Source organism: Amycolatopsis sp. NPDC004079 (assembly GCF_040610415.1).
Classification (GTDB): domain Bacteria; phylum Actinomycetota; class Actinomycetes; order Mycobacteriales; family Pseudonocardiaceae; genus Amycolatopsis; species Amycolatopsis halotolerans.
The window spans coordinates 17,264-38,953 of sequence record NZ_JBEXMH010000069.1 but is presented as its reverse complement, the minus strand read 5'-3'; the positions used below and the strand labels follow the sequence as shown (position 1 = coordinate 38,953).

The following is a 21,690-nucleotide window of genomic DNA, read 5'->3' as shown; positions in this document are numbered from 1 at the left end:
GATCACGGTACCTACCGGGTCGCGGACCCGCGCGCGGCATGCGGCGGCCTTGCTTAACAGGGCTCTCGGAGATTCCCTGTCAGCAGCTGAGGGACCTGCATGCGGGCTTGGACGACGCTGAGCGAACGCCCAGGCCGAGGACGTCGCGGAGGGAGACGTGTACGCCGAAGCCGCCCCGCGTGCCGACGGCCTGCCGCTCCAGCTGGTCGCAGGTGAATTGGCGGAGTGCGGGGCCAGCGTTGTGGTCACCGATCCGCGGCCGAGCGCGTCGAATGGTCCACGCCGCGACTCGGCCGCGTCCGGATCGACCCGTGGCCGAAATTCAGCTTTTGCTGACCTTCACCGAAAACGCGTCGATGCTCATCCCCGCCCCGGGCGTGATGTCCGCCCCGGGGCTGGTGCACCCGCACACCTTGTTCGGATAGGACCCGCCGATCGCCACGTCGAAGATGGCGAAGAACCCGTGGTCCACCGCGGCCTTCCAGGTGGCGTCGGACACCTGGTTCTGCTTCACCGCGAAGGTTTCCTTGCCGTCCAGGGAAAACCGCAGCTCCTCCGCGGCCGCGTCGCGGCGGTCCACCACCACCGAATACGTGTGATACCCGGTCTTGCAGCCGGCGCAGTCCTGCAGGTCGCTGCTGATCCCGTCCGGATCGTGGCACTCCCCCGCCCACTGTCCACAGTGGAACGTGCTGGAGTGCTTGTCCAGCGCGTTCACGTTCTCCATGATGTCCAGTTCGCCGATGCTCGGCCAGTTCGTCGCGCCGACCGGCCGCGCGTCCGCGCCCATCGCCCAGAACGCGGGCCAGTAGCCGAGGCCGCGGTCGGGATTCGGCTGCTGGATCGTCGCGCTCATCTCCATCTGCCCGCCCGCCGGCGCGCCGAAGTCGGTGCGCTGGGTTTCGATCCGGCCGGACGTCCACGCGCCGTTCGCGTCCCGCAGCGGCTTGATCACCAGGTGCCCGGCTCCGTCGTGGTAGACGTTGTCCGTCGAGTCGGTCGACGTCTCGATCTCCCCGGTGCCCCAGTTCGCCGCGCCGCCGGGGTAGCCGGTTCCTTTGTCGTAGAGCCAGTTCTGCGGGTCGAGGCCGGTGCCGGCGGGGCCGTCGAAGGTGTCCTCGAACACCGTGGTCCAGGTTTCGGCCGCCTGTGCGGGCGCGGCGGCCATCGACACGGCGGCCATGGCGGCCAGGATCAACGGGGTTCGGCGCATGGTGGGCCTTCCGGTCGAGGGGGGTGGTCTCAGCAGGGTCGGCCGGTGCCGCTGACCAGTCAAAACAGTCTGCCTGCCGGTCCCGCGGCCGCGGTGCGCGCGGGCAGCACGCGCCCGGATAGGTTTGAACCACTGCGCGCCGGGGTACCGCGAGGGTGGGAGAACCACACCCCCTTTGACGCCTCCACGGCCGCCGTCGGCGATCTAGCCTGGGTCCATGAGCGACAACAACCTCCTCGGCGAGTTCCTGCGGGCCCGGCGCGGCACCACCGCCCCGGCGGACGCGGACCTGCTCGCCGACACCCGGCGCCGGGTCAGCGGCCTGCGCCGGGAGGAGGTCGCGCAGCGGGCCGGGGTGAGTACCGACTACTACGTGCGGCTTGAGCAGGGCCGGGAGCGCACGCCGTCGGCGCAGGTCGTCGACGCGCTCGGCCGGGCGCTGCAACTCGACGACGAGGCGCTCGCCCACCTGCATTCGCTGGCCCGGCCGAAGCGGCCCAAGCGACGCCCGGCGCGGGAACGCGTGAGCCCGCGGCTGGTGCGGCTGATGGACGCGTGGCCGCAGACGCCCGCGGTCGTGCTCGGCCGGTGCATGACCGTCCTCGCCTCGAATCTGCTCGGCGGAGCGCTGTTCGGCGGGCACGAACACAGCGGCGACCTGCTGCGGCTGGTGTTCCTCGACCCCGACGCCCGGGATTTCTACCCGGATTGGGAGCAGGTCGCGGTCAACACCGTCGGCGGCCTCCGATCGGCGGCGGGCGCCGATCTGGACGATCCGCTCTTGATCGAGGCGGTCGGCGAATTGTCGCTCAAGAGCGCCGATTTCCGCCGGTTGTGGGCGCGCCACGACCTCCGGCAGAAAACGCACGAGACGAAACGGTTCCGGCACCCGCTCGTCGGAATGCTCACCCTGCACTACGAATCGATGACCTTGAACAGTGCTCCTGGCCAGCAACTCGTGGTGTACCAAGCGGATCCGGGCAGTCCGTCGGAGGCCGCACTGGGGCTGCTGGGCAGTCTCGCCGCCGGCGACCACCCGCAGCACTGACGCTTTTTTCGCAATTTCCGAATTCACCCAAGGGTAGATCCATGTCTGAAAACAATGCACCAGTCTGGTTTATCACCGGATGTTCCACCGGTCTCGGCCGCGCACTCGCGACCGCCGTCCTCGAACGCGGCCTGCGCGCGGTCGTGACGGCCCGCGATCCGCAACGCGTCGCGGACCTCGTCGCCGCATACCCCGGCCGCGCGGTCCCGGTCGCGCTCGACGTCACCGACCAGCAGCAGATCACCGAAGCGGTCGCCGAAGCAGAACGCGTCTTCGGCCGGATCGACGTGCTCGTCAACAACGCGGGCTACGGCTACCTCGCCGCCGCCGAAGAAGGCGAAGACGCCGAGATCCGCGCGTTGTTCGACGCCAACGTCTTCGGCCTGATGGCGCTCACCCGCGCCGTCCTCCCGGGAATGCGGGCCCGCCACAGCGGTCACATCGTCTCGGTCTCGTCGCTCGGTGGGCTGGCCGCCTTCGGCGCGACCGGTTACTACCACGCCACGAAGTTCGCCGTCGAAGGCTTCAGCGAGTCGCTCGCCGCCGAGGTCGCGCCGCTCGGCATCGGCGTCACGATCGTCGAACCGGCCGCGTTCCGCACCAACTGGTCGGGCCCGTCCATGCGGGAATCCGCCGTCCGCATCGACGATTACGCCGACACCGCGGGCGCGCGCCGCACCTCGACGCTCGCCACCTACGGCAAGCAGCCCGGCGACCCGGACCGCGCCGCGACCGCGGTGATCGACGCCGTCACCTCCGCCGAACCGCCGCTGCGCCTGCTGCTCGGCCAGGCGGCTTACGCCATCGCCACCGCCCGCCTCGACACCCTCCGCAAAACGTTCGACGACTGGCGCGACGTCACCCTGTCCGCCGACTTCCCGAAGGAATCCGAATGACCAAGATCGCCCTGATCACTGGTGCCAGCAGCGGCATCGGCGAAGCCACCGCCCGCCGCCTCGCCGCCGACGGCTGGCACGTCGTCGCCGGAGCGCGCCGCGAAGACCGCCTGGCCGAACTCGCCGCCAGCACCCGCGGCATCGAATTCCACCGCCTCGACGTGACCGACCGCGCCGACGTCGCCGAGTTCGTCGACCGCGCGGTGCGCGACCACGGCGAGATCGACGCGTTCATCGCGAACGCCGGCGTGATGCCGCTGTCGCGGTTGGACGCCGGGCTGGTCGAGGAATGGGACCGGATGATCGACGTCAACGTCCGGGGCCTGCTGCACGGCATCGCCGCCGCGCTGCCGCACTTCACCCGCCAGCGCCGGGGCCACTTCGTCACCGTCGCCTCGATCGGCGCGCACCAGGTCACCCCGACCGCCGCGGTGTACTGCGGGACGAAATACGCGGCCTGGGCGATCACCGAGGGCCTGCGGCAGGAATGCGATCCGTCGATCCGCGTCACCACGGTCTCCCCCGGCGTCGTGACGTCCGAGCTGGCGGACACGATCAGCGACCCGGAAACGCGGGAGGTCATGCGGATCTACCGCAAGGACGCGATCGAACCGAAAGCGATCGGCGACGCCATCGCCTACGCTCTCGACCAGCCGGCCGACGTGGACGTCACCGAGATGATCGTGCGCCCCGCCCGGCAACGCTGAGCGAAGGAGGGGCCGCATGCCGCAGTACCTGCTCGGGATCTACCAGCCCGACAGCGGGACCCCGGATCCCGAGGTGCTGGCGGACATCGCCGCGCGCCTCGAAGCGGTGACCGACGAGATGAAAGCCGCCGGCGTCTGGGTGTTCTCGGGCGGACTGCGTCCGGCGCCCGCCGCTCGAGTCGTCCGCGCGTCCGGCGAGGACGTCCTCTGCACCGACGGGCCGTTCGCCGAGGGCAAGGAACACTTGGGCGGCTTCACCATCGTGACCGCGCCCCACTCGGAGGTCGCGGCCGAATGGGCGCGGCGGATCTCGGAAATCACCACGCTGCCGGTGGAAGTCCGGGAGTTCCACTGATCTCGACGGCCGTGCTCGAGCGGATCTTCCGCGCCGAGCACGGCCGCGCGGTCGCCGTGCTGGCCCGCGTCTTCGGGGACCTGGACCTCGCCGAGGACGCGGTCCAGGAGGCGTGCGCGATCGCCACCGTGAAATGGCGTGCCGAAGGGCTGCCGCCGAGCCCCGCGGGCTGGCTGGTCACCACCGCCCGCAACCGCGGAATCGACCGGCTCCGCCGCGAATCCACCCGCGCCGACCGTCACGCGCAAGCCGCGCTCCTGCACGCCGCCGAACCGTTCGCCGAAGGCGCGGTCCCCGACGAACGCCTGCGGCTGATCTTCACCTGCTGCCACCCCGCTCTCAGCGCACCCGCCCGAGTCGCCCTCACCCTGCGGCTGCTGGGCGGCCTCACCACCGCCGAGATCGCGCACGCGTTCCTCGTCCCGGAACCGACGCTGGCACAACGGCTGGTGCGCGCCAAAGCCAAGATCCGCGACGCCCGAATCCCCTATCGCGTACCCGACGCCGCCGACCTCCCCTCGCGGCTCAACGCCGCCCTCGCGGTGCTGTACTTGATCTTCACCGAAGCCCACACCGCCAGCACCGGCCCCGATCTCACCCGACCAGACCTCGCCGCGGAGGCGATCCGCCTGACCCGGATCCTGGCCGCGCTGCTGCCCGACGAACCCGAAGTCCTGGGCTTGCTCGCCCTGCAGTTGCTCACCGAATCCCGCCGCGCGGCCCGCCTCGACGCCGACGGAATCCCGGTGCTGCTGCCCGACCAGGACCGCGACCGCTGGGACTGGACGCTGATCGCCGAAGGCCAAGACCTGGTCCGCCAGTGCCTGCGGCTCGACCGCCCCGGGCCGTACCAGATCCAGGCCGCGATCAACGCCGTCCACAGCGACGGCACCGACTGGACCCAGATCCTCGCCCTCTACGACCAGCTGCTCGCCCTGGCCCCGACTCCGATCGTCGCGCTGAACCGCGCCGTCGCGGTCGCTGAGGTCGAGGGTCCGGGTGTCGCGCTGACCATTGTGGACAGTCTCGACCTCAGCAACCGGCACCTCTTCCACGCCGTCCGGGCGGATCTGCTCGCCCGGCTAGGCCGAACCGCCGACGCCGCGGACGCTTACGACAAGGCTCTACACCTGGTCGCCAACGAGGCCGAACGCCTTCTGCTGCAACGCAAACGGGCCGCTCTCAGCTTGACTCCCGGCGACTGAGCACTTCTTCGCCGGGTGCCCGCCCTCAGCGCGCTTTCCCACGACCGACGACCCCTTCGACGATCTTCGTCAGCTGCGCGCCGACGTTCTCGACACCGCCGTTCTGCACCGCGATCTGCGCCCCCTCCATCGCGAACGTCAGCTCCGCCGCGCCCAGCTCCGGATCGGGCAGCCCGAGTCCCTCGCACATCGCCCGGAGCCTGCCGAACTGACGGGTCTTGTGCTCGCTGATCAGCCGCCGCGCGGGATGGTCCGGGTCGGGCAGTTCGGCGACGGAGTTCGTGAACGGGCAGCCGCGGTGGGAGAACTCGGGCAGCCCGTCGACGATGAACCGGCCCACCGCGCGGATCTGCTCCGCGAAATCGTCCGGATGCGCCTGTTCCGCCGCGTCGAACGCCGCGGAGTAGTCGTGCACGACGATCCGCAGCCATTCCGCGATGAGCGCGTCCTTGGTGCCGAAGTGCCGGTAGATCGCCATCTTCGTGGTCCCGGCGCGGTCCGCGATCGCCTGGACCCCGACCCGCACCACGCCCTCGTTGAGGAACAGCTCCTCGGCCGCGTCGAGGATGCGCTCGCGAGGCGGCAACGTCGCGACCCGGGTCGGCCGCCGGTCGGAGGTGCTCGTCATCGGTTCTTCCTCGGGAGGGCTTGGCAATCCGGTTCGTCCCCGGCTACGGTACACAACCGTCCCCCGTGATACCACTCGGTATCACTCAATACGGATGAGTCTCCCGAAGGGCCTACTGGTGAAAATCTCCGAATACGCGAGCTGCGACGCCGTCGCCTTGGCGGACCTGATCGCCCGCGGCGAAGTCACGGCGGCCGAGGTCGCCGACGCGGCCGCGCGGGCTGTCGAAGCGGTCAATCCGCAGATCAACGCAGTAGTCGAAACCTGGCCGCCCGAAGACACCCCGGCCCCCGGCTCGGCACCGCTCGCAGGCGTGCCGTTCCTGATCAAGGACCTGGGCGTCGCCATGGCAGGCAAGCGCAGCGAGCTGGGCAGCCGCTTGGCCGCAGGCGCCGTGTCCCCCGAAGACTCGTACCTCATGCGGCGCTTCCGCGAGGCGGGCTTGGTGACGATCGGCCGCACAACCACCCCGGAAATGGCGTACAGCACCACAACCGAACCGGAGTTCTACGGCGCGACCCGCAACCCGTGGTCCCTGGACCGCAGCGCAGGCGGCTCGAGCGGCGGTTCCGGCGCCGCAGTCGCCGCCGGAATCGTGCCCCTCGCACACGCCACCGACGCCGCGGGTTCCATCCGAGTCCCCGCCTCCAGCAACGGATTGTTCGGTCTGAAGCCGACCCGAGGCCGGGTTTCGCAGGGTCCGGGCGCCGACGAGGTCTTCAGCGGACTGGCCGTACAAGGCAGCCTGAGCCGAACCGTACGAGACAGCGCCGTCCTGCTGGACCTGATCGAAGGCCCCGAACCCGGCGACCCGTACTTCGCCGCCCGCCCGGACCGCCCGTACGCCACCGAAGCCCAACTGCCCCCAGGCCGCCTGCGCATCGCCGTCCTCCGCCAGCCATGGGGCGGCCGACAGCCGACCGCACCAGTCTCCGCAGCCCTCACCGAAACCATGCGCCTGCTGGACTCCCTCGGCCACCACATCGAAGAAACTCCGCTGGGTCTGGGCGTCTCCTGGGAAGAATTCGTCCTGGGCAACGCCCGGATGTGGACCGCGAACCTGGCCCCGTGGATCGACAGCATCGCCGCCGCGACCGGCCGCCCCGTCGACGAGACCACCCTGGAACCGGTCACCCTCGCCAGCTACCGCTACGGCCACCAGGTCACCGCCGACGAGTTCGTCCGCGCGCTGACCATCCGCAATCAGGTCTCCCGAACCTTCGCCCAGCACTTCGCCCGCTACGACCTCCTGCTCTCCCCCACCCTGCCCGAGCCGCCGGTCCCGCTAGGCGTCTACGGCGAAGGCACCGACCAGTTGGACGGCCTCGGCTGGCTAGCCCGTCTCCTGGACCGCTCCCCCTACACCGCGGCCGCGAACGTTTCAGGGGTTCCGTCGATGTCCGTCCCGCTGGCCGAAGCCGAAGGACTCCCCGTCGGCATGCAGTTCACCGCCGCCTTCGGCCGCGAAGACCTGCTGTTCCGCCTGGCCGGGCAGCTGGAACAAGCCGCCCCGTGGACCCACCGCAAGCCCCCGGCCTGGGCGGCCGAATGACCCCTTGAGTCCACATTGGACGAACAGCGGACGGTGACCCGCGTCCCAGCCACCCCAAACCCTGACGGCGCCTTCGGAGTTCTCGCTAGACTTGGCAAGCGATGCGACGATTCCGGTGGTGGTGGGGGGCGCTGGTCCTCGCCTGCGTAGCTGTTCTGGTGGGCTTTTTCGTCTTTTTCGGCAGCGAGAGCCGCCCAGGCCAGCCATTCCCGCGGCAAGGCCCGCCCGGCCGCGGCCCGCTGACCATCGTCTCGCTGGGCGACAGCACCGTCTCCGGCGAAGGCGCCGGCGCCTACACCCCCGACACCGACGGCAAGAACGGCGACTGGTGCCACCGCTCGTCCGCCGCGTTCGTGGAAAAGGTCCGCGTCCCCGGCGTCACCGCCCGGGTCAACCTGGGTTGTTCGGGTGCTCCCGCCGCCCAAGTCGCCCTGGGCGAGGCCAAACAGTGGGGCGAACGCTCCCAAGCCGCACAGCTGGCCGACGTCGTCAAAGACCACCGGGTCTCGGCCGTCGTGATCGCCGTGGGCGCGAACGACGACCCGAAGTTCTCCGCGCAAGTGAGCGAATGCTTCAAAGCCTGGTTCTCCTCCGACGGCCCGTCCTGCAACGTCGCGTTGAAGGAAACCTGGAAGTCCAAAGTGGACGCCATGGTCCCCAAAGTGGCGAATGCGGTAGGCGACGTAAAAAAGGTGCTCGCGGACGCCGGATACGTTCCCGCGGACTACCAGTTGGTATTGCAGTCCTACGCCACTCCCGTGGGCCCGAACATCCCGCCGGATCTGCAAAGCCTCAACGGCTGCCCCTTCCGGACCGACGACCTGCAGTGGATTTCGACCACCGGAATCAGCACCCTTTCCGCAGGCATCAAACAAGCGGCCACCCAATCCGGCGCCCGTTTCCTGGACCTGGCCCGAGCAGGCGAAAACCACGAAGCCTGCTCCGGCGGCGCGAACCCGGCAGCGGAATGGTTCACGAGGCTCACTCTGCACCTGAATGACCTGACGCAGGTCGATCGGGCGACGCACGCACTGCAGGAATCCTTCCACCCCAACGCCGCCGGACACGCCGCCATCGCCGACTGCCTGACGGATTTCCTCACGAGGCAGCAAGGAAACGCCTCCTGCCTGACCGGCCCCGACGGCAAACTCCACGCCGTCCCCGAACCAGTCAGCTGACTCCCGCGCCGCTTCACCCCGGCAGCAGTCCGTGAGGGCCACCTTCACGGACTCTGATTCCCTCAGGGTTCCCCTCACGACCCGCCGCTGTCCGTGAGGGTGCCCTTCACGGACCTCTCCGAGCCGCTGCGATGCACCCAATGTGGCATTCGATGCGTCACATGCACCCAATGCCACATTGGGGCGCTAGCCCCACACCCCCTCCCCAACCGCAGCCGACGCACCCAACCAACTCAGTGCAGCCACACCCCCCGCACCCCGATACGAAGCCAAAAACACGCGCGGAAAGGCTTGTCAAGGCATCTTTCCCGTCTTGACAAGCCTTTCCGCGCGTAGTCACCATCAGCTTCGGGGTGCCCCCACGCAACCCCCACGGCAATGTCGCCGCCAGGCGACGAGCCGAAACCCCGCACCAGGATTCACAAATCCAACGCAGCCCTCAAAGCCACATCAATCTGCTCCTGAACATCCACGTCAACCTCAGCGACGCGCTCCGCCAACCAAGGCCGATACAACCGCGTCAAATTCAACGTGGACACCCAATACCGAGCATCCACCGCCACCCCAAGAATGTCCTGCGGATCCCGATCCAGCAGCTCAGTCCCGAGCAACCAAGGCCGCTCGGACTCATTCACCCCGTCCGAGGACAGCAGGACGACTGTCCGCTGCCGCGCGGGATCAGTAGGCGGGTGGTAAGTCCAAACCTCACCCCTGCGCACGCATCTCCTTCTCCGCAGCCGCCCGCTCCGCCTCATCCGCCTCGGCCGACGGCGTGAGAGGAGCCCGCTGCGGGGTATACCCAGTCCGAACCGCCTCGCGCCGAGCCGCCTTAGACAGCCAGGACGAGACCGAAATTCCGTGCGCTTTCGCGGCCCGCTCGGCGTACTCGAGCGCACCGGTGTCGAGCGAGAGTGTCACCTTACGTGTTGCCATACCTTTTACCGTACCACTCGCACAGCGTCGGCGGCTCTCACAACGTCGGCGACCGCCCCTCGAACGGCGTCGACAGCACGACCGTCGTCCGGGTGGACACCTTCGCCGCCTCCCGGATCCGCCGGAGCAGGTCTTCGAGGCCGAGCGGCGACGCGACCCGCACCAGCAGGATGTAGGACTCGTCGCCCGCCACGGAGTAGCAGGACTCGATCTCGGTGATGTGCTGGATCCGCTGCGGGTAGTCGTCGGGGGCGGCCGGGTCGTTCGGGGTGAGCGAGATCAGCGCGGTGAGCGGGAGGCCGATCTGCTCGCCGTCGAGCCGGGCGGTGTAGCCGAGGATGACGCCGCGCTGTTCGAGGCGGCGCACCCGCTGGTGCACCGCCGAAACCGACAGCCCGACCCGTTCGGCGAGGTCGGTGAAGCTGCGCCGCCCGTCGGCGGCGAGCTCCTGCACGATCGACTGGTCGAGCGGTTCCAGCGGGCCGCTCATGCCGTCGCCTCCTCGGGGAGTTCCACGCTGGTCGCCGGGGAGGCGGCGGCGCGAACGGCGGTGATCCGAACTGCGCTCATGCGTCCAGCACGACCAGTTCGTGCGGGCGCGTGTTCACGGACTCGACGCCCGCGTCGGTGACGAGCACGATGTCCTCGATCCGGGCGCCCCAGCGGCCGGGCTGGTAGATGCCCGGCTCGACGCTGAAGGCCATGCCAGCCTCGAGCGGCAGCGCGTTGCCCGCGATGATGTAGGGCTCCTCGTGCACGTCGAGGCCGATGCCGTGGCCGGTGCGGTGGATGAAGTACTCGCCGAACCCGGCGGCGTCGATGACGTCGCGCGCGGCCTTGTCGATGCTTTCGGCGGTGGCACCCGGGCGGACTGCGTCGACCGCGGCCTGCTGCGCGCGCTGCAGCACGGCGTAGGTCTCGGCGACGTCGGCGTCGCGCGGCTCGCCGATCGAGTAGGTGCGGGTGGAGTCGGAGTTGTAGCCCTCGGGCACCGGTCCGCCGATGTCGATCACGACGACGTCGCCGCGCTCGATGACGCGCTCGGACACGTCGTGGTGCGGGCTGGCGCCGTTGGGGCCGGAGCCGACGATGACGAAGTCGGCGTGCGTGTGGCCCTCTTCGACGATGGCGGCGGTGATGTCCGCGCCGACCTCGGCCTCGGTGCGGCCGGCGCGCAGCCACTCGCCCATCCGCGCGTGGACGCGGTCGATGGCCGCGCCCGCCTTGCGCAGGGCGTCGATCTCGGCGGCGTCCTTGCGCATCCGCAGTTCGCGCACGATCGGGCCGGCCAGCGTCTGCTCGGCGTCGCCGAACGCGGCGCGCAGGGACAGCACGTGCAGGGCCGGGGTGAAGTCGCTGACCGCGATCCGGCCGGGCTTGCCGAGCCGGTCGGCGACGAGCCGGTAGGGGTCGTCGCCGTCGACCCAGGTGAGCACCTCGACGCCGAGTTCGTCGGTGGGCACGCCGGCGTAGCCGGGGGCCTCGAGCTTCGGCACGACGAGCGCGGGGGCGCCGTCGGCGGGGACGACGAGAGTGGTCAGCCGCTCGAAGGAACCGCCGGCCTGGCCGAGCAGGTACCGCAGGTCGGACCCGGGCGCGACGAGCAGCGCGTCGGTGTCGGCGGCGGCCGCCGCTTTCGCGGCGCGGTCGAGACGGGCGCGGAGCGCGGCGGCGTCGGGAGCGGGCGTGTTGAGGGATCGGCTCGACATGACGCCGAGCCTAGTACCCGGCGCCGCCGCGTTCGTCCCGACCGGCCGGGGGTGCGCCGGAACGGTCTTCGCGCAGGCCGGAGATCAACTGCACCAGCTGTGCGCGGAACTGGTCGTTGGCGACCGCGGCCCCGAACGCGCCGGTGCCGTGCCGTTCGGCGTGGATCGCCCGCGCGTGCACTTCGCGGCCGGCGGCGGTGATCGCGACGAGGCGGCGGCGGGAGTCGGCCGGGTCGGGCGCGCGGGCGACGAACCCTTCTCGGGAAAGCCGGTCGAGGGTGCGGCTCATCGTCTGGTCGGTCACTTCGCAGCGACGGGCGAGCGAGCGCTGTGCGAGCGGGCCTTCGCCCAGCAGATGGAGCACGATCAGCCCGGCGTGGGTCAGCCCCAGCCCCGCGAGCACCGAGGTCCACGTCTGTTCGACCAGCCGCGCCGCGACGGCGAGCAGCCGCCCGGTCGGCCAGGACGCCAGCTCCCCGTCGCCCGGCGAGGTCTCCTCGGTGTCCATCCGCCCTCCCTCGTGCGATATGTTCAGCTTGCTGAACATATCGTCCCTCTTATTCCGCTCGAAGGACTGTATCCACCATGGCTGAGCCCGGAATCCCGCCCGCGTCGAGCCGTCGCCGCGTCCGCTGGGTGCTCCCGGCGCTGCTCGTCGTCGTCTGGCTCGCCGTCGGCGGGTTCGGCGGGCCGTTCGCCGGAAAACTGAGCACGGTTTCGAAGAACGACAATGCCGCGTTCCTGCCGCGCTCGGCCGAAGCGACGCAGGTGCAGGACGAGCAGAAGGCGTTCACTCCGCGCCAGACGCTGCCCGCGATCGTCGTCGCGGAACGCGAGGCCGGGCTGAGCACGGCCGACCGCGCCTACCTCGGCGCGCTGCCCGCGCGTGCCGACGCGGTCGCCGGGGTCGCCGGTCCGGTGAAGCCCGCGACGTTCTCCGAGGACGGCAAGGCCGCGCAGCTCTCGGTGCCGGTCGACGCGGGCGGGAATCCGGCGGAGGTCGTCAAGGAGGTCCGGGCGAAGCTCGGCGGCGGGCCGGACGGGCTGACCGTGCTGGTCACCGGGCCGGGCGGGCAGATCGCGGACCTGGTGACGGCGTTCGGCGGGATCGACGGCGTGCTGCTGCTCGTCGCGGGCGCGGTCGTCGCGCTGATCCTGCTCGTGGTCTACCGCAGCCCGCTGCTGCCGTTGCTGGTCCTGGTCTCGGCGGTGTTCGCGCTCGCCCTGGCGAGCCTCGTGGTGTACCTGCTGGCGAAGAACGACGTCCTCGCGCTGAACGGGCAGAGCCAGGGCATCCTCTCGATCCTCGTGTTCGGCGCCGCGACCGACTACGCGCTCCTGCTGGTCGCCCGGTTCCGCGAGCAGCTGCGCGACACCCCGGGCCGCTTCGAGGCGATGCGGCTGGCCTGGCGGGCGACGCTGGAACCGGTGGCGGCGTCGGCGGGGACGGTCATTCTCGGCGTCCTGTGCCTGTTGTTCAGCGATCTCAACTCGAACAAGGGACTCGGCCCGGTCGCCGCGATCGGGATCGGCGCGGCACTGCTCGCCTCGACCACCTTCCTGCCCGCGATGCTCGTGCTGTGCGGACGCGGCGCGTTCTGGCCGTTCCGGCCGCGGCACGGTTCGCCGCATCCGGAGACCTCCGGGATCTGGGGCCGGGTCTCCCGCACGGTCGGCGCCCGCCCGCGCGCGGTCTGGGTGCTGTCGGCGCTGGTGCTCGTCGCCGGGGCGGCGTTCCTGCCCCAGCTCAAGGCGTCCGGCACCGCGCAGTCCGACGTGTTCCTCGACAAGGTGGATTCGGTGACCGGCCAGGAGGCGCTCGGCAGGCACTTCGCCGCCGGGGCGGGATCGCCCGCGGTGATCGTCGCCAACGCCGCGGCCGCGACCGAGGTGGCGAAAGCCGCGCGCGTGCCGGGCGTCGCGACTGTCTTCCCGCTCGCCGGGCCCGACCGGCGTCCGCTCGAAGTCGGCGGGCGGGTCGAATTGCTCGCGATCCTTTCCGCGCCAGCCGATTCCGAGGACGCCGTGGCGACCGTCGGCAAGGTGCGCGACGCCGTGCACGCGGTGCCGTCGGCGGAGGCGAAGGTCGGCGGGCAGACCGCGATCCAGCTCGACACGCAGCGGACCTCGCAGCGGGACCGGGCGGTGATCATCCCGATCGTGCTGGTGGTGATCTTCGCCGTGCTGGCCTTGCTGCTGCGCGCGCTGCTGGCCCCGCTGCTGCTGATCGCGACGGTGGTGCTGTCGTTCGCCGCCACGATGGGCGTCTCGGCGCTGGTGTTCAACCACCTGTTGCACTTCCCCGGCGCGGACCCGGTGGTGCCGTTGTTCGGGTTCGTGTTCCTCGTGGCGCTCGGGATCGACTACAACATCTTCCTGATGACCCGGGTGCGCGAGGAGACGAAACGGCGGGGCACCCGGGACGGCACGCTGCACGGGCTCGCGGTGACCGGCGGCGTGATCACCTCGGCCGGGGTGGTGCTCGCGGCGACGTTCTCCGCGCTGGCGGTGATCCCGATCCTGTTCCTCGCCCAGATCGCGTTCATCGTCGCGTTCGGCGTGCTGGTGGACACGCTTCTCGTCAGGTCGCTGCTGGTGCCCGCGTTGACGGTCGACCTCGGCGGGCGGATCTGGTGGCCGTCGCGGCTGGACCGGCGCGTCGGGTGAGCCCGCGGGGCGGACGTGGCAGGCTGTGCGGGTGACCGGACCACTCGCTCTCCTCGATTCCGCGAGCCTCTACTTCCGCTCGTTCTACGCGCTGCCCGATTCGATGACCGCGCCCGACGGGACGCCGGTCAACGCCGTGCGCGGGTTCACCGACACGATCGCGCGCATCCTGACCGACCGCCGTCCGTCGCGGCTGGTCGCCTGTCTCGACGCGGACTGGCGGCCGAAGTTCCGCACCGATCTGCTGCCGAGCTACAAGGCGCACCGGGTCGCCGAGGCCGGGGGCGGCGGGGCGGACGTCGAGGAGGTGCCCGACACGCTGACCCCGCAGGTGCCGATCATCCTGGAAGTGCTGGAGGCGTTCGGGTTCGCCGTCGCGGAGGCCGCCGGGTACGAGGCGGACGACGTGATCGGCGCGCTCGCGACCCGGGAGAAGGACGCGCCGGTCGAGGTGATCACCGGCGACCGGGACCTGTTCCAGCTGGTGCGCGAGGAGCCGACGCCGACGTCGGTCGTGTACGTCGGCAAGGGCTGGGCGAAGGCGGAAGTGCTGGGGCAGCGGGAAATCGCCGAGAAGTACGGCGTTCCGGTCGACCAGGCCGGGCCCGCTTACGCCGACATGGCCGCCCTGCGCGGCGACCCGTCGGACGGGCTGCCGGGCGTGGCCGGGATCGGCGAGAAGACCGCGGCGAAGCTGATCACCCAGTTCGGGTCGCTGGAGGAACTCGTCGCCGCGTCCTCGGCCGGGGATTCGCGGGTGCCGCTGAAGACCCGGCTGCGGCTCTCCGACGCCGCGGATTACCTGGCTGTCGCGCCCACGGTGGTGCGGGTCGCGGTGGACGCGCCGGTCGAGCAGTCCGGGCCGGACGCGGTGCCTGCCGCGCCCGCCGATCCGGAGCGGGTGGCGGAACTGGCCGAGCGGTGGAACCTGGGCCGTTCGGTGGAGCGACTGCTGGCGGCTCTGCCGGGAGCCTGACGACAGCGGAGGGGTTCCAGCGCCCGGGCGGGCGCTGGAACCCCTCCGGTCAGAAGTGCGTGCCGGTCCAGGGCTGGGTCCCGGTCCGGAACAGCGCGTCCACGCGTGCCAGGGTTTCCGCGCTCGCACCGGCGATCCGGCCCGACAACGCGAGCGGACCGGCTTCCCACGCGCCGAGGTACAGCATCGCCAAGGTGTCGACGTCGAGCTGCAGATCCGCCTCGGCCTCCGTGCGCTCGACCCCGTTGCTGCTGAGGCGGTAACGGCCGCGGTTGTCCGGCAGCACGCGGTCGTTCACCTCCAGCACCACCGGTTCCGGCGAGCCGTACGTGCGCGCGGCGAGCGCAGCCGGAACGTCGATCAACCGCAGCCACAGTTCGTCGTCGACGCCGATCGTCTGCGCCCGGCGCGGGTCGACGAGCAGCAGCCCCACCGGATCGTCCACCGGACGGCCGCGCGCGTTCACGACCTCGATCAGGTCGACCGACAGCAGGAACCGCCACAGCCCGGCCAGCGCTTCCGGGGTCGCCGCGTGCAGCTCGTGGACTTCGAGCGCGGCGCCGCGCTCCGGGTCGAGGTAGCTGTTCTGCGGCACGACGTGGAACACGGCGAAGCCGTCGTCGCCGTTCGGTCCAGTGTGGACAGCCACGCGGTGGTTGCCGCCGTCCGGGTGGAGGTGCCAGTTGAACGCGATGGGCCACCAGGGTTCCGGGCGGGCGATCATGCCCGGCCGGTGGGTGTCGATTCGTTGGTACAGCGAGGGAATCGTCGCGATCGCCTCGTCGGTGGCGAGCAGCCGGACCCGGCCGGGGAGGTCGACGCTTTCGCGCAGCGGCGCGGGTTGCTTGACCTGCAGGGTGGCCATGCGGGTCGCGACGCCGTAGCCGAAGCGGCCGTAGATGAGCGCTTCGCTCGCGTGCAGCGCGGCGACGACGTGGCCGCGCCGCACGAAGTCGTGCAGTTGGCGGTCCATCATCGCGGTGAGCACGCCGCGGCGGGTCCAGTCCGCGCGGACGCCGACGCCGTCGACCGCGCCCATCGGCACCGTGGCGCCGCCGGGGACGGTGAGCGTGGTCGCGAACGAGCTGGCGATGCCGATGGCTTCGCCGTCGTGGAACGCTCCGGTCCGACCGTCCGCCGCCCAGGAATCGCTGACCTTCGCCCAGCGCTCGTCCGAGGGCGGGTTTCCGTGCAGGGAACGCACCAGAAGGTCGAAGGTCTCGCGGCTTTCGGCGTCGGTGATCTGGCGCACCACGTAGTCGCTCATGACCCGATTGAACCAATGCCGCCGCCGCGCGGCCATCGGATTTACCGCGGCTGAGCTATTGCGGCGGGTCGACGCGGTACTTGCCGTCCGCGCCGGTCACCGTGATGGGGACGTGTTTCGTCGCGCCCGCGATGTCCACAGTGCACTGGAACCGCGAGCCGTCGGCGACGGGCTGCCGGTCGGGGCAGGACACCGTGCCGACGTTCGCCATCTTGTAGTCGGTGGTGAGGAGCCGGGTGACGGCCGAGGCCATCACCCGGGAATCGAACACCCGCATCGCTTCCGACGAGCTGGGCGCGGACGACGACGGGATGCCCGGCTCCGCGGGGCTGTTCGGCGTGACCGTGACGGTGTGGACCGGAGGCGGGGGCGTCCCGCTGTCGCAGCCCGCGGCGGCGAGCATTCCCAAGCCGCACAACAGCAGCACCGGCACGGCGCGCATCAATCCCGCTCCTCTGCGCGAAACGTCTGGTCAACGGTCAGAAGAACGTACCGCACCACACCGATTCGCGCGTGCCGAAGAGAACGTCAGCGGCCTCGGGCGCGGCCGGGTCGAGCACCTCGATCCGGCCCGTGGCGGCGAGTGCCGACGCGCGCCACGTCCCGAAGTAGAGCATCGCGAGCGTGTCCGCGGAGAGCCGCAGCGCGGGTTCCGCGTCCGTGCGCGAGGCGCCGTCCGGTCCGACGACATAGCGGCCGTCGTTGCCCGGCAGCGACCGGTCGAACACCTCGAGGACGACGGGTTCGGCCGGGCCGTAGGTGCGGGCGGCGAGCGCGGCCCGCACGTCGACCAGCCGGAGCCAGCATTCGTCGTCGGTGCTTTCGGTTTTCGCCATCCGGGGGTCGGCGAACAGCAGCGCGTGCGGTTCGTCGAGCGGGCGCATCGCGAGCACGATCTCGTCGACCAGGTCGACCGACAGCAGGAACCGCCACAGTCCGGCGAACGCGGCCGGGTTGGCGTAGTGGAACGCCATCACGTTCAGTTTGGCGTGCTCGTTGGCGTCTTCCTCGACGTAGTAGGTCAGGAAGCCGTCGTCGCCGTCCGGGCCGCGGTGCACGGCGGTCTGGAGCAGTTTCGCGCGGCGGCGCAGCGATGCCTCGTATCCCGGCCAGTAGACCTCGGACCGGGTCATCGCGCCGACGCGGCCCGTCGCGGTCGCGGCGTACAGTTCCGGCCATTTCGGGGCGGCTTCGTCGACGCCGAGGACGGTGACCTCTCCCCCGGCCGGCACGTCCGGACGCAGCTGCGCGCGGTGCCGGTCGACCACGACCCGCTTCGCGAGGGTCGCGACTCCGTAGCCGTAGCGGCCGTAGATCGCGCCTTCCGACGCGTACAGCAGCGAAAGCGCGACGCCTCGTTCGGCGAAGTCCGCCAGCTGCGCGGCCTGCAGCGCGCTGAGCACGCCGCGCCGGGTGCGTCCGGCTCGGACGCCGACGCCGGTGACCGCGGCCAGCGGGAGCCGCGCGCCGCCGGGGACGACCATTTCCGCCGCGAAGGACCGGGCGGTGCCGACCAGGTCCGGTTCGAAGACGCCCCAGCTGCGTTCGGCCTCGTAGGCCTTGGAGACGCGGTCCCAGTCCTCGTCGGTGCCGGGCTGGACGTGCAGCGCGGCCCGGAACAGGTCCCAGGCCCCGCGCTGCTCGTCGGGACGGAGGATGCGGACGGTGCGGTCGCTCATGCCCCGATCATCGCCGGGGCGGCCCCGAGATCGCCACTGAATTGAATGGCGTCACTTGGCGGCGGGCGGCGAAACCTCGTAATTGCCGTCGGTGCCCTTGACGGTGATCGGCACCTGCTGCGGTTTGCCGTTGATGGTGGCGGTGCATTCGAATTTCGCGCCGTCCTCCACCTTCTGCTCGGCCGGGCAGGTGACTCCGCTGACGCCCTGGATCTTGTAGGTGTCGGTGAGCATCTTCGCGACGTCGGTCTGCATCTGGTTGTTGTTGAAGACCTGGGTCTTGAAGAAGCCGGGCGCGACGAAGCCGAGGATCGCGACGACGGCCACCACGACGACGAGCGCGCCGATCCCGATGAACAGGCCCTTTTTCGACCCGCCCGAGGATTCCGGCGCGGCCCCGCCGGGCTGGCCGTAGTCGTACTGGCCGGGCTGCTGGCCGCCGTACTGCTGCTGCGGTTCGCCGTACTGCTGCTGGCCGTAGGGCTGTTGCGGCTGCTGCCCGTACGGCGGCGGCTGCTGGCCCCACTGGGGTTGCTGGGGCTGCTGCTGTTGGGGGTAGCCGCCCGGCTGCTGCCCGTACTGGGGGTCTTGACCGTAGGGCTGCTGCCCGTACTGCTGGGACGGGTACGGCTGCTGCTGCGGCCCGCTCTGCGGGTACGCGCCGCCCGGCTGCTGCCCGTACTGCGGGTCCTGGCCGTAGGGCTGTTGCCCGTACTGGGGCTGCTGCCGCGGGTCGTTGCCGCCATACGGCGTGCTCATCGTTGGCCTCCGCCTTCGTGTGTCCGCACCCGCGGGCCGGGCCGGGGGTGTCGTGCGCGATCCAACCACAGGTCTGGACCTGGCACACGTGTCCGCGCGCAGTCGCTACTAAGGTGTGCCCTCGCGGTCATGCCGCGCCCGCGGCCACGACGCCGCGGCGCAGCGCCCGGACCGCTTGTGCCGCCGCCGAACCGACCGGGTCCTCCTTGCCGAGGACGTCGCGGACCTGGTCGAGCAGGTCGATGACCTGGCGGCACCAGCGGACGAAGTCGCCCGCGGAGAGCTCCTGCCCGTTGGTCTCGGCCGCGGTGAGGACCTTCTCCAGGGATTCGCCGCGCGCCCAGCGGTAGACCGGCCACGCGAAGCCGGCGTCGGGTTCGCGGGTGCGGTCGAGGCGGTGGCGGCGTTCGTCCTCGGTGAGTTCGACCCACAGCCTGCTGGTTTCCTGCCACGCGCCGGGGACCGCGCCGCCGGGCAGCCGGGGTTCGCCCGCGGTGTCGCGGCGGGCTTCGAACACGAGCGTGGACACGACGGCGGCGAGTTCGGCCGGGCCGAGGCCGGTCCACACGCCGTGCCGGATGCATTCGGCGGCGAGCAGGTCGGATTCGCTGTAGAGGCGGGTGAGGCGGCGGCCGTGTTCGGTGACGCGGTCCTCGCCGTCGCCGGGGCGGACGTAGCCGCGTTCGCCGAGCAGCCGCAGGATCCGGTCGAACGCGCGGGCCAGGGAGTGCGTGGTGGCCGCGACTTTCCGTTCGAGCTGTTCGGTTTCGGCGGAGAGCCGCTGGTAGCGCTCGACCCAGCGGAGGTTGGCCTCGCGTTCGGCGAGGCCGTGGCACGGGTGGGCGCGCAGGGCGCGGCGCAGCGAGACGAGTTCGGCGTCGTCGGCGGCCGCGGTGCGGCGGCGCTGGCGTCCGGGCAGGGCGATGCCGGCGTTGCGCAGCGACGAGGCGATGTCGCGGCGGGTCTTGGGCGAGCGCAGTTCGATGTGCTTGGGCAGCTTGATCCGGCCGAGCGCTTCGACCGGGGCCGGGAAGTCGGCGACCGACAGCGGCCCGGACCAGCGGTCCTCGGTGACGACGACCGGCCGCGGTTCGCGGATCGGGTCGAGGCCGGGGTCGACGACCACCGCGAGCCCGGCGCGGCGGCCGGCCGGGACCGGGATGACGTCGCCCTTGCGCAGCTTCTCCAGCGATTGGGCGGTTTCGGCGCGGCGGGAGGAGGTGTTCTGCCGCGACAGGGTCTTCTCGCGGGCGGAGATCTGCGCGCGGAGCTCGACGTACTCGAGCATCTGCTCGAAGTCGCCGGAGATCGCGTCGGTGTAGCCCTTGAGGGCTTCCTTGTTGCGTTCGATCCGCCGCGCGGTGCCGACGACCGACCGGTCGGCCTGGAACTGCGCGAAGGACTGTTCCAGCAGGTCGCGGGCCGCGTCCGCGCCGACCTGGGCGACCAGGTTGACCGCCATGTTGTAGCCGGGGCGGAACGAGGAGCGCAGCGGGTACGTGCGGGTGGAGGCGAGGCCGGCGACGGCCTTCGGGTCGACGCCGGGCTGCCAGGAGACGACGGCGTGGCCTTCGACGTCGATGCCGCGGCGGCCGGCGCGGCCGGTGAGCTGGGTGTATTCGCCCGGGGTGAGGTCGACGTGCGCCTCGCCGTTGTATTTCACGAGCCGTTCGAGGACTACGGTGCGGGCGGGCATGTTGATGCCGAGCGCGAGGGTTTCGGTCGCGAACACGACCTTGACCAGGCCGCGCACGAACAGTTCCTCGACGGTTTCCTTGAACGCGGGCAGCAGCCCGGCGTGGTGGCCCGCGAAGCCGCGTTCGAGCGCCTCGCGCCATTCCCAGTAGCCGAGGACGCCGAGGTCGCCCTCGGGCAGTTCGGCGGTGCGGGCGTCGACGATCCGGCGGATCTCCTCGACCTGTTCGGGGCCGTTGAGCCGCAGGCCGGAGCGGACGCACTGGGCTACGGCGGCGTCGCAGCCGGCGCGGGAGAAGATGAACACGATCGCGGGCAGCAGCCCGGCGTGGTCGAGCCGTTCGGTCACGTCGACCCGGGACGGGGGCCGGAACCTGGGCCCGCGCGGCGGGGCTCCGCGGCGGCCGCCGCGAGGCCCGCGGAAGTTCGGCGCGAAGCGGCCCATGTCGTCGGTTTTGCGCAGCAGCGTGGGGTTGATCCGCAGCTGCTCCCCCGGGTCGGCTTCATTCTGGCCGGCGAACAGGTCGAGCAGCTGGTTGCCGACGAGCATGTGCTGCCACAGCGGGACCGGGCGGTGCTCGTCGACGACGACGGTGGTGTCGCCGCGGACCTCGACGAGCCATTCGCCGAATTCCTCGGCGTTGCTGACGGTGGCGGACAGGCCGACGACGCGGACGTGGTCGGGCAGGTGGAGGATCACTTCCTCCCAGACCGCGCCGCGGAAGCGGTCGGCGAGGTAGTGGACCTCGTCCATGACGACGTAGCCGAGTTCGGGGATCGAGGAGCTGCCCGCGTAGAGCATGTTGCGCAGCACCTCGGTGGTCATGACGACCACCTGGGCGTTGCCGTTGATCGAGGTGTCGCCGGTGAGCAGGCCGACGGCGTCGTTGCCGTAGCGCTCGACGAGGTCGGCGTACTTCTGGTTCGACAACGCCTTGATCGGCGTGGTGTAGAAGCATTTGCGGCCCTCGGCGAGGGCGAGGTGGACGGCGAACTCGCCGACCACGGTCTTGCCGGCTCCGGTGGGGGCGCAGACCAGGACGCCGTGGCCCTCCTCGAGCGCTTCGCAGCCGCGGATCTGGAAATCGTCGAATTCGAAGGCCGATTCGGCGGAAAACCGGGTCAGCTGGGGGTGCTTGGCGCGGCGACGGGAGGCAGCGTAGGCCTCGGCCGGCGATGGTGAAGGGCTAGTGGCCACCCGGTCAGGGTTTCATATGCCACCG

General features: G+C 70.9%; 21 protein-coding genes. 9 read left to right on the top strand and 12 right to left on the bottom strand.

All coding sequences use genetic code 11. From position 1 onward, the window contains the following. Positions 1 to 322: 322 nt before the first annotated feature. Positions 323 to 1,213 carry a glycoside hydrolase family 16 protein gene (locus ABZX37_RS41450; RefSeq protein ID WP_354749208.1) on the bottom strand — a complete coding sequence of 297 codons (891 nt, stop codon included), beginning with the start codon at positions 1,211 to 1,213 and terminating at the stop codon, positions 323 to 325. Between the two features lie 217 nt (positions 1,214 to 1,430). Between ABZX37_RS41450 and ABZX37_RS41445 the strand changes: the two genes are divergently transcribed. From ABZX37_RS41445 to ABZX37_RS41425, 5 genes are read left to right on the top strand one after another with little or no spacing between them, the layout of a single operon-like run. Further along, positions 1,431 to 2,261 carry a helix-turn-helix transcriptional regulator gene (locus ABZX37_RS41445; RefSeq protein ID WP_354749206.1) on the top strand — a complete coding sequence of 277 codons (831 nt, stop codon included), beginning with the start codon at positions 1,431 to 1,433 and terminating at the stop codon, positions 2,259 to 2,261. Between the two features lie 41 nt (positions 2,262 to 2,302). After that, positions 2,303 to 3,157 carry an oxidoreductase gene (locus ABZX37_RS41440; protein WP_354749204.1) on the top strand — a complete coding sequence of 285 codons (855 nt, stop codon included), beginning with the start codon at positions 2,303 to 2,305 and terminating at the stop codon, positions 3,155 to 3,157. Then, the gene (locus ABZX37_RS41435; RefSeq protein WP_354749202.1) at positions 3,154 to 3,864 is read left to right on the top strand and encodes an SDR family oxidoreductase; all 711 of its coding nucleotides are present in this window, start codon (positions 3,154 to 3,156) and stop codon (positions 3,862 to 3,864) included. Before ABZX37_RS41440 ends, ABZX37_RS41435 begins: the two co-directional genes overlap by 4 nt. Positions 3,865 to 3,880: 16 nt before the next feature. Beyond that, positions 3,881 to 4,219, top strand: coding sequence for a YciI family protein (locus tag ABZX37_RS41430; protein WP_354749200.1), 339 nt, complete (start codon positions 3,881 to 3,883; stop codon positions 4,217 to 4,219). Beyond that, complete coding sequence (locus ABZX37_RS41425; RefSeq protein WP_354749198.1) at positions 4,159 to 5,424, top strand: sigma-70 family RNA polymerase sigma factor; 1,266 nt, start codon at positions 4,159 to 4,161, stop codon at positions 5,422 to 5,424. The genes ABZX37_RS41430 and ABZX37_RS41425 overlap by 61 nt, the downstream gene beginning before the upstream one ends. A gap of 25 nt (positions 5,425 to 5,449) precedes the next feature. Here the strand turns inward: ABZX37_RS41425 and ABZX37_RS41420 are convergent, their stop codons facing one another. Continuing rightward, positions 5,450 to 6,052, bottom strand: coding sequence for a TetR/AcrR family transcriptional regulator (locus ABZX37_RS41420; protein WP_354749196.1), 603 nt, complete (start codon positions 6,050 to 6,052; stop codon positions 5,450 to 5,452). A 118-nt stretch (positions 6,053 to 6,170) separates the two neighbouring features. Here ABZX37_RS41420 and ABZX37_RS41415 point away from each other — a divergent pair, with 118 nt between their 5' ends. Then, positions 6,171 to 7,604, top strand: a complete 1,434-nt coding sequence (locus ABZX37_RS41415; protein WP_354749194.1) for an amidase — start codon at positions 6,171 to 6,173, stop codon at positions 7,602 to 7,604. 101 nt (positions 7,605 to 7,705) lie between these two features. Continuing rightward, positions 7,706 to 8,782 (top strand): GDSL-type esterase/lipase family protein, encoded by a 1,077-nt coding sequence (locus tag ABZX37_RS41410; RefSeq protein WP_354749192.1) that lies wholly within the window; start codon positions 7,706 to 7,708, stop codon positions 8,780 to 8,782. 419 nt (positions 8,783 to 9,201) lie between these two features. On the opposite strand, the gene ABZX37_RS41405 is transcribed toward ABZX37_RS41410, so the two are convergent. The 5 genes from ABZX37_RS41405 to ABZX37_RS41385 form a co-directional block, all read right to left on the bottom strand. Next, positions 9,202 to 9,501: a hypothetical protein gene (locus tag ABZX37_RS41405; RefSeq protein ID WP_344274248.1), complete on the bottom strand. Its 300-nt coding sequence runs from the start codon at positions 9,499 to 9,501 to the stop codon at positions 9,202 to 9,204. After that, positions 9,488 to 9,715, bottom strand: a complete 228-nt coding sequence (locus tag ABZX37_RS41400; RefSeq protein ID WP_354749190.1) for a hypothetical protein — start codon at positions 9,713 to 9,715, stop codon at positions 9,488 to 9,490. The genes ABZX37_RS41405 and ABZX37_RS41400 overlap by 14 nt, the downstream gene beginning before the upstream one ends. 37 nt (positions 9,716 to 9,752) lie before the next feature. Continuing rightward, entirely contained in the window at positions 9,753 to 10,205 is a 453-nt protein-coding gene (locus tag ABZX37_RS41395) for an Lrp/AsnC family transcriptional regulator (protein WP_033287500.1), read from the bottom strand. Positions 10,206 to 10,281: 76 nt separating this feature from the next. Next, positions 10,282 to 11,424, bottom strand: a complete 1,143-nt coding sequence (locus ABZX37_RS41390) for a Xaa-Pro peptidase family protein (protein WP_354749188.1) — start codon at positions 11,422 to 11,424, stop codon at positions 10,282 to 10,284. A gap of 10 nt (positions 11,425 to 11,434) precedes the next feature. Continuing rightward, positions 11,435 to 11,932, bottom strand: a complete 498-nt coding sequence (locus ABZX37_RS41385; RefSeq protein WP_354749186.1) for a MarR family transcriptional regulator — start codon at positions 11,930 to 11,932, stop codon at positions 11,435 to 11,437. A 77-nt stretch (positions 11,933 to 12,009) separates the two neighbouring features. Between ABZX37_RS41385 and ABZX37_RS41380 the strand changes: the two genes are divergently transcribed. Both ABZX37_RS41380 and ABZX37_RS41375 read left to right on the top strand, forming a co-directional pair. After that, positions 12,010 to 14,091 (top strand): MMPL family transporter, encoded by a 2,082-nt coding sequence (locus ABZX37_RS41380; RefSeq protein WP_354749184.1) that lies wholly within the window; start codon positions 12,010 to 12,012, stop codon positions 14,089 to 14,091. A gap of 31 nt (positions 14,092 to 14,122) precedes the next feature. Then, positions 14,123 to 15,067, top strand: a complete 945-nt coding sequence (locus tag ABZX37_RS41375) for a 5'-3' exonuclease (protein WP_354749182.1) — start codon at positions 14,123 to 14,125, stop codon at positions 15,065 to 15,067. Positions 15,068 to 15,116: 49 nt separating this feature from the next. On the opposite strand, the gene ABZX37_RS41370 is transcribed toward ABZX37_RS41375, so the two are convergent. From ABZX37_RS41370 to ABZX37_RS41350, 5 genes are all read right to left on the bottom strand, one after another. Further along, positions 15,117 to 16,334 (bottom strand): GNAT family N-acetyltransferase, encoded by a 1,218-nt coding sequence (locus ABZX37_RS41370; RefSeq protein ID WP_354749180.1) that lies wholly within the window; start codon positions 16,332 to 16,334, stop codon positions 15,117 to 15,119. 55 nt (positions 16,335 to 16,389) lie between these two features. Beyond that, entirely contained in the window at positions 16,390 to 16,776 is a 387-nt protein-coding gene (locus ABZX37_RS41365) for a DUF4333 domain-containing protein (protein ID WP_354749178.1), read from the bottom strand. 37 nt (positions 16,777 to 16,813) lie between these two features. After that, positions 16,814 to 18,013, bottom strand: a complete 1,200-nt coding sequence (locus ABZX37_RS41360; RefSeq protein ID WP_354749176.1) for a GNAT family N-acetyltransferase — start codon at positions 18,011 to 18,013, stop codon at positions 16,814 to 16,816. A 51-nt stretch (positions 18,014 to 18,064) separates the two neighbouring features. Continuing rightward, a complete protein-coding gene (locus ABZX37_RS41355; protein ID WP_354749174.1) occupies positions 18,065 to 18,772 on the bottom strand; it encodes a DUF4333 domain-containing protein in 708 nt (235 codons plus the stop codon). A 127-nt stretch (positions 18,773 to 18,899) separates the two neighbouring features. Then, positions 18,900 to 21,665, bottom strand: a complete 2,766-nt coding sequence (locus tag ABZX37_RS41350; RefSeq protein WP_354749172.1) for a DEAD/DEAH box helicase — start codon at positions 21,663 to 21,665, stop codon at positions 18,900 to 18,902. Positions 21,666 to 21,690 lie beyond the last annotated feature (25 nt).

Excerpts from the sequence above, each read along its gene's own strand:
- ABZX37_RS41435 (WP_354749202.1), top strand. The coding sequence starts at position 3,154 with ATGACCAAGATCGCCCTGATCACTGGTGCCAGCAGCGGCATCGGCGAA.
- ABZX37_RS41395 (WP_033287500.1), bottom strand. The coding sequence starts at position 10,205 with ATGAGCGGCCCGCTGGAACCGCTCGACCAGTCGATCGTGCAGGAGCTC.
- ABZX37_RS41365 (WP_354749178.1), bottom strand. The coding sequence starts at position 16,776 with ATGCGCGCCGTGCCGGTGCTGCTGTTGTGCGGCTTGGGAATGCTCGCC.
- ABZX37_RS41420 (WP_354749196.1), bottom strand. The coding sequence starts at position 6,052 with ATGACGAGCACCTCCGACCGGCGGCCGACCCGGGTCGCGACGTTGCCG.
- ABZX37_RS41410 (WP_354749192.1), top strand. The coding sequence starts at position 7,706 with ATGCGACGATTCCGGTGGTGGTGGGGGGCGCTGGTCCTCGCCTGCGTA.
- ABZX37_RS41385 (WP_354749186.1), bottom strand. The coding sequence starts at position 11,932 with ATGGACACCGAGGAGACCTCGCCGGGCGACGGGGAGCTGGCGTCCTGG.
- ABZX37_RS41440 (WP_354749204.1), top strand. The coding sequence starts at position 2,303 with ATGTCTGAAAACAATGCACCAGTCTGGTTTATCACCGGATGTTCCACC.
- ABZX37_RS41425 (WP_354749198.1), top strand. The coding sequence starts at position 4,159 with ATGGGCGCGGCGGATCTCGGAAATCACCACGCTGCCGGTGGAAGTCCG.
- ABZX37_RS41445 (WP_354749206.1), top strand. The coding sequence starts at position 1,431 with ATGAGCGACAACAACCTCCTCGGCGAGTTCCTGCGGGCCCGGCGCGGC.
- ABZX37_RS41370 (WP_354749180.1), bottom strand. The coding sequence starts at position 16,334 with ATGAGCGACTACGTGGTGCGCCAGATCACCGACGCCGAAAGCCGCGAG.
- ABZX37_RS41380 (WP_354749184.1), top strand. The coding sequence starts at position 12,010 with ATGGCTGAGCCCGGAATCCCGCCCGCGTCGAGCCGTCGCCGCGTCCGC.
- ABZX37_RS41355 (WP_354749174.1), bottom strand. The coding sequence starts at position 18,772 with ATGAGCACGCCGTATGGCGGCAACGACCCGCGGCAGCAGCCCCAGTAC.
- ABZX37_RS41360 (WP_354749176.1), bottom strand. The coding sequence starts at position 18,013 with ATGAGCGACCGCACCGTCCGCATCCTCCGTCCCGACGAGCAGCGCGGG.
- ABZX37_RS41430 (WP_354749200.1), top strand. The coding sequence starts at position 3,881 with ATGCCGCAGTACCTGCTCGGGATCTACCAGCCCGACAGCGGGACCCCG.
- ABZX37_RS41390 (WP_354749188.1), bottom strand. The coding sequence starts at position 11,424 with ATGTCGAGCCGATCCCTCAACACGCCCGCTCCCGACGCCGCCGCGCTC.
- ABZX37_RS41400 (WP_354749190.1), bottom strand. The coding sequence starts at position 9,715 with ATGGCAACACGTAAGGTGACACTCTCGCTCGACACCGGTGCGCTCGAG.
- ABZX37_RS41450 (WP_354749208.1), bottom strand. The coding sequence starts at position 1,213 with ATGCGCCGAACCCCGTTGATCCTGGCCGCCATGGCCGCCGTGTCGATG.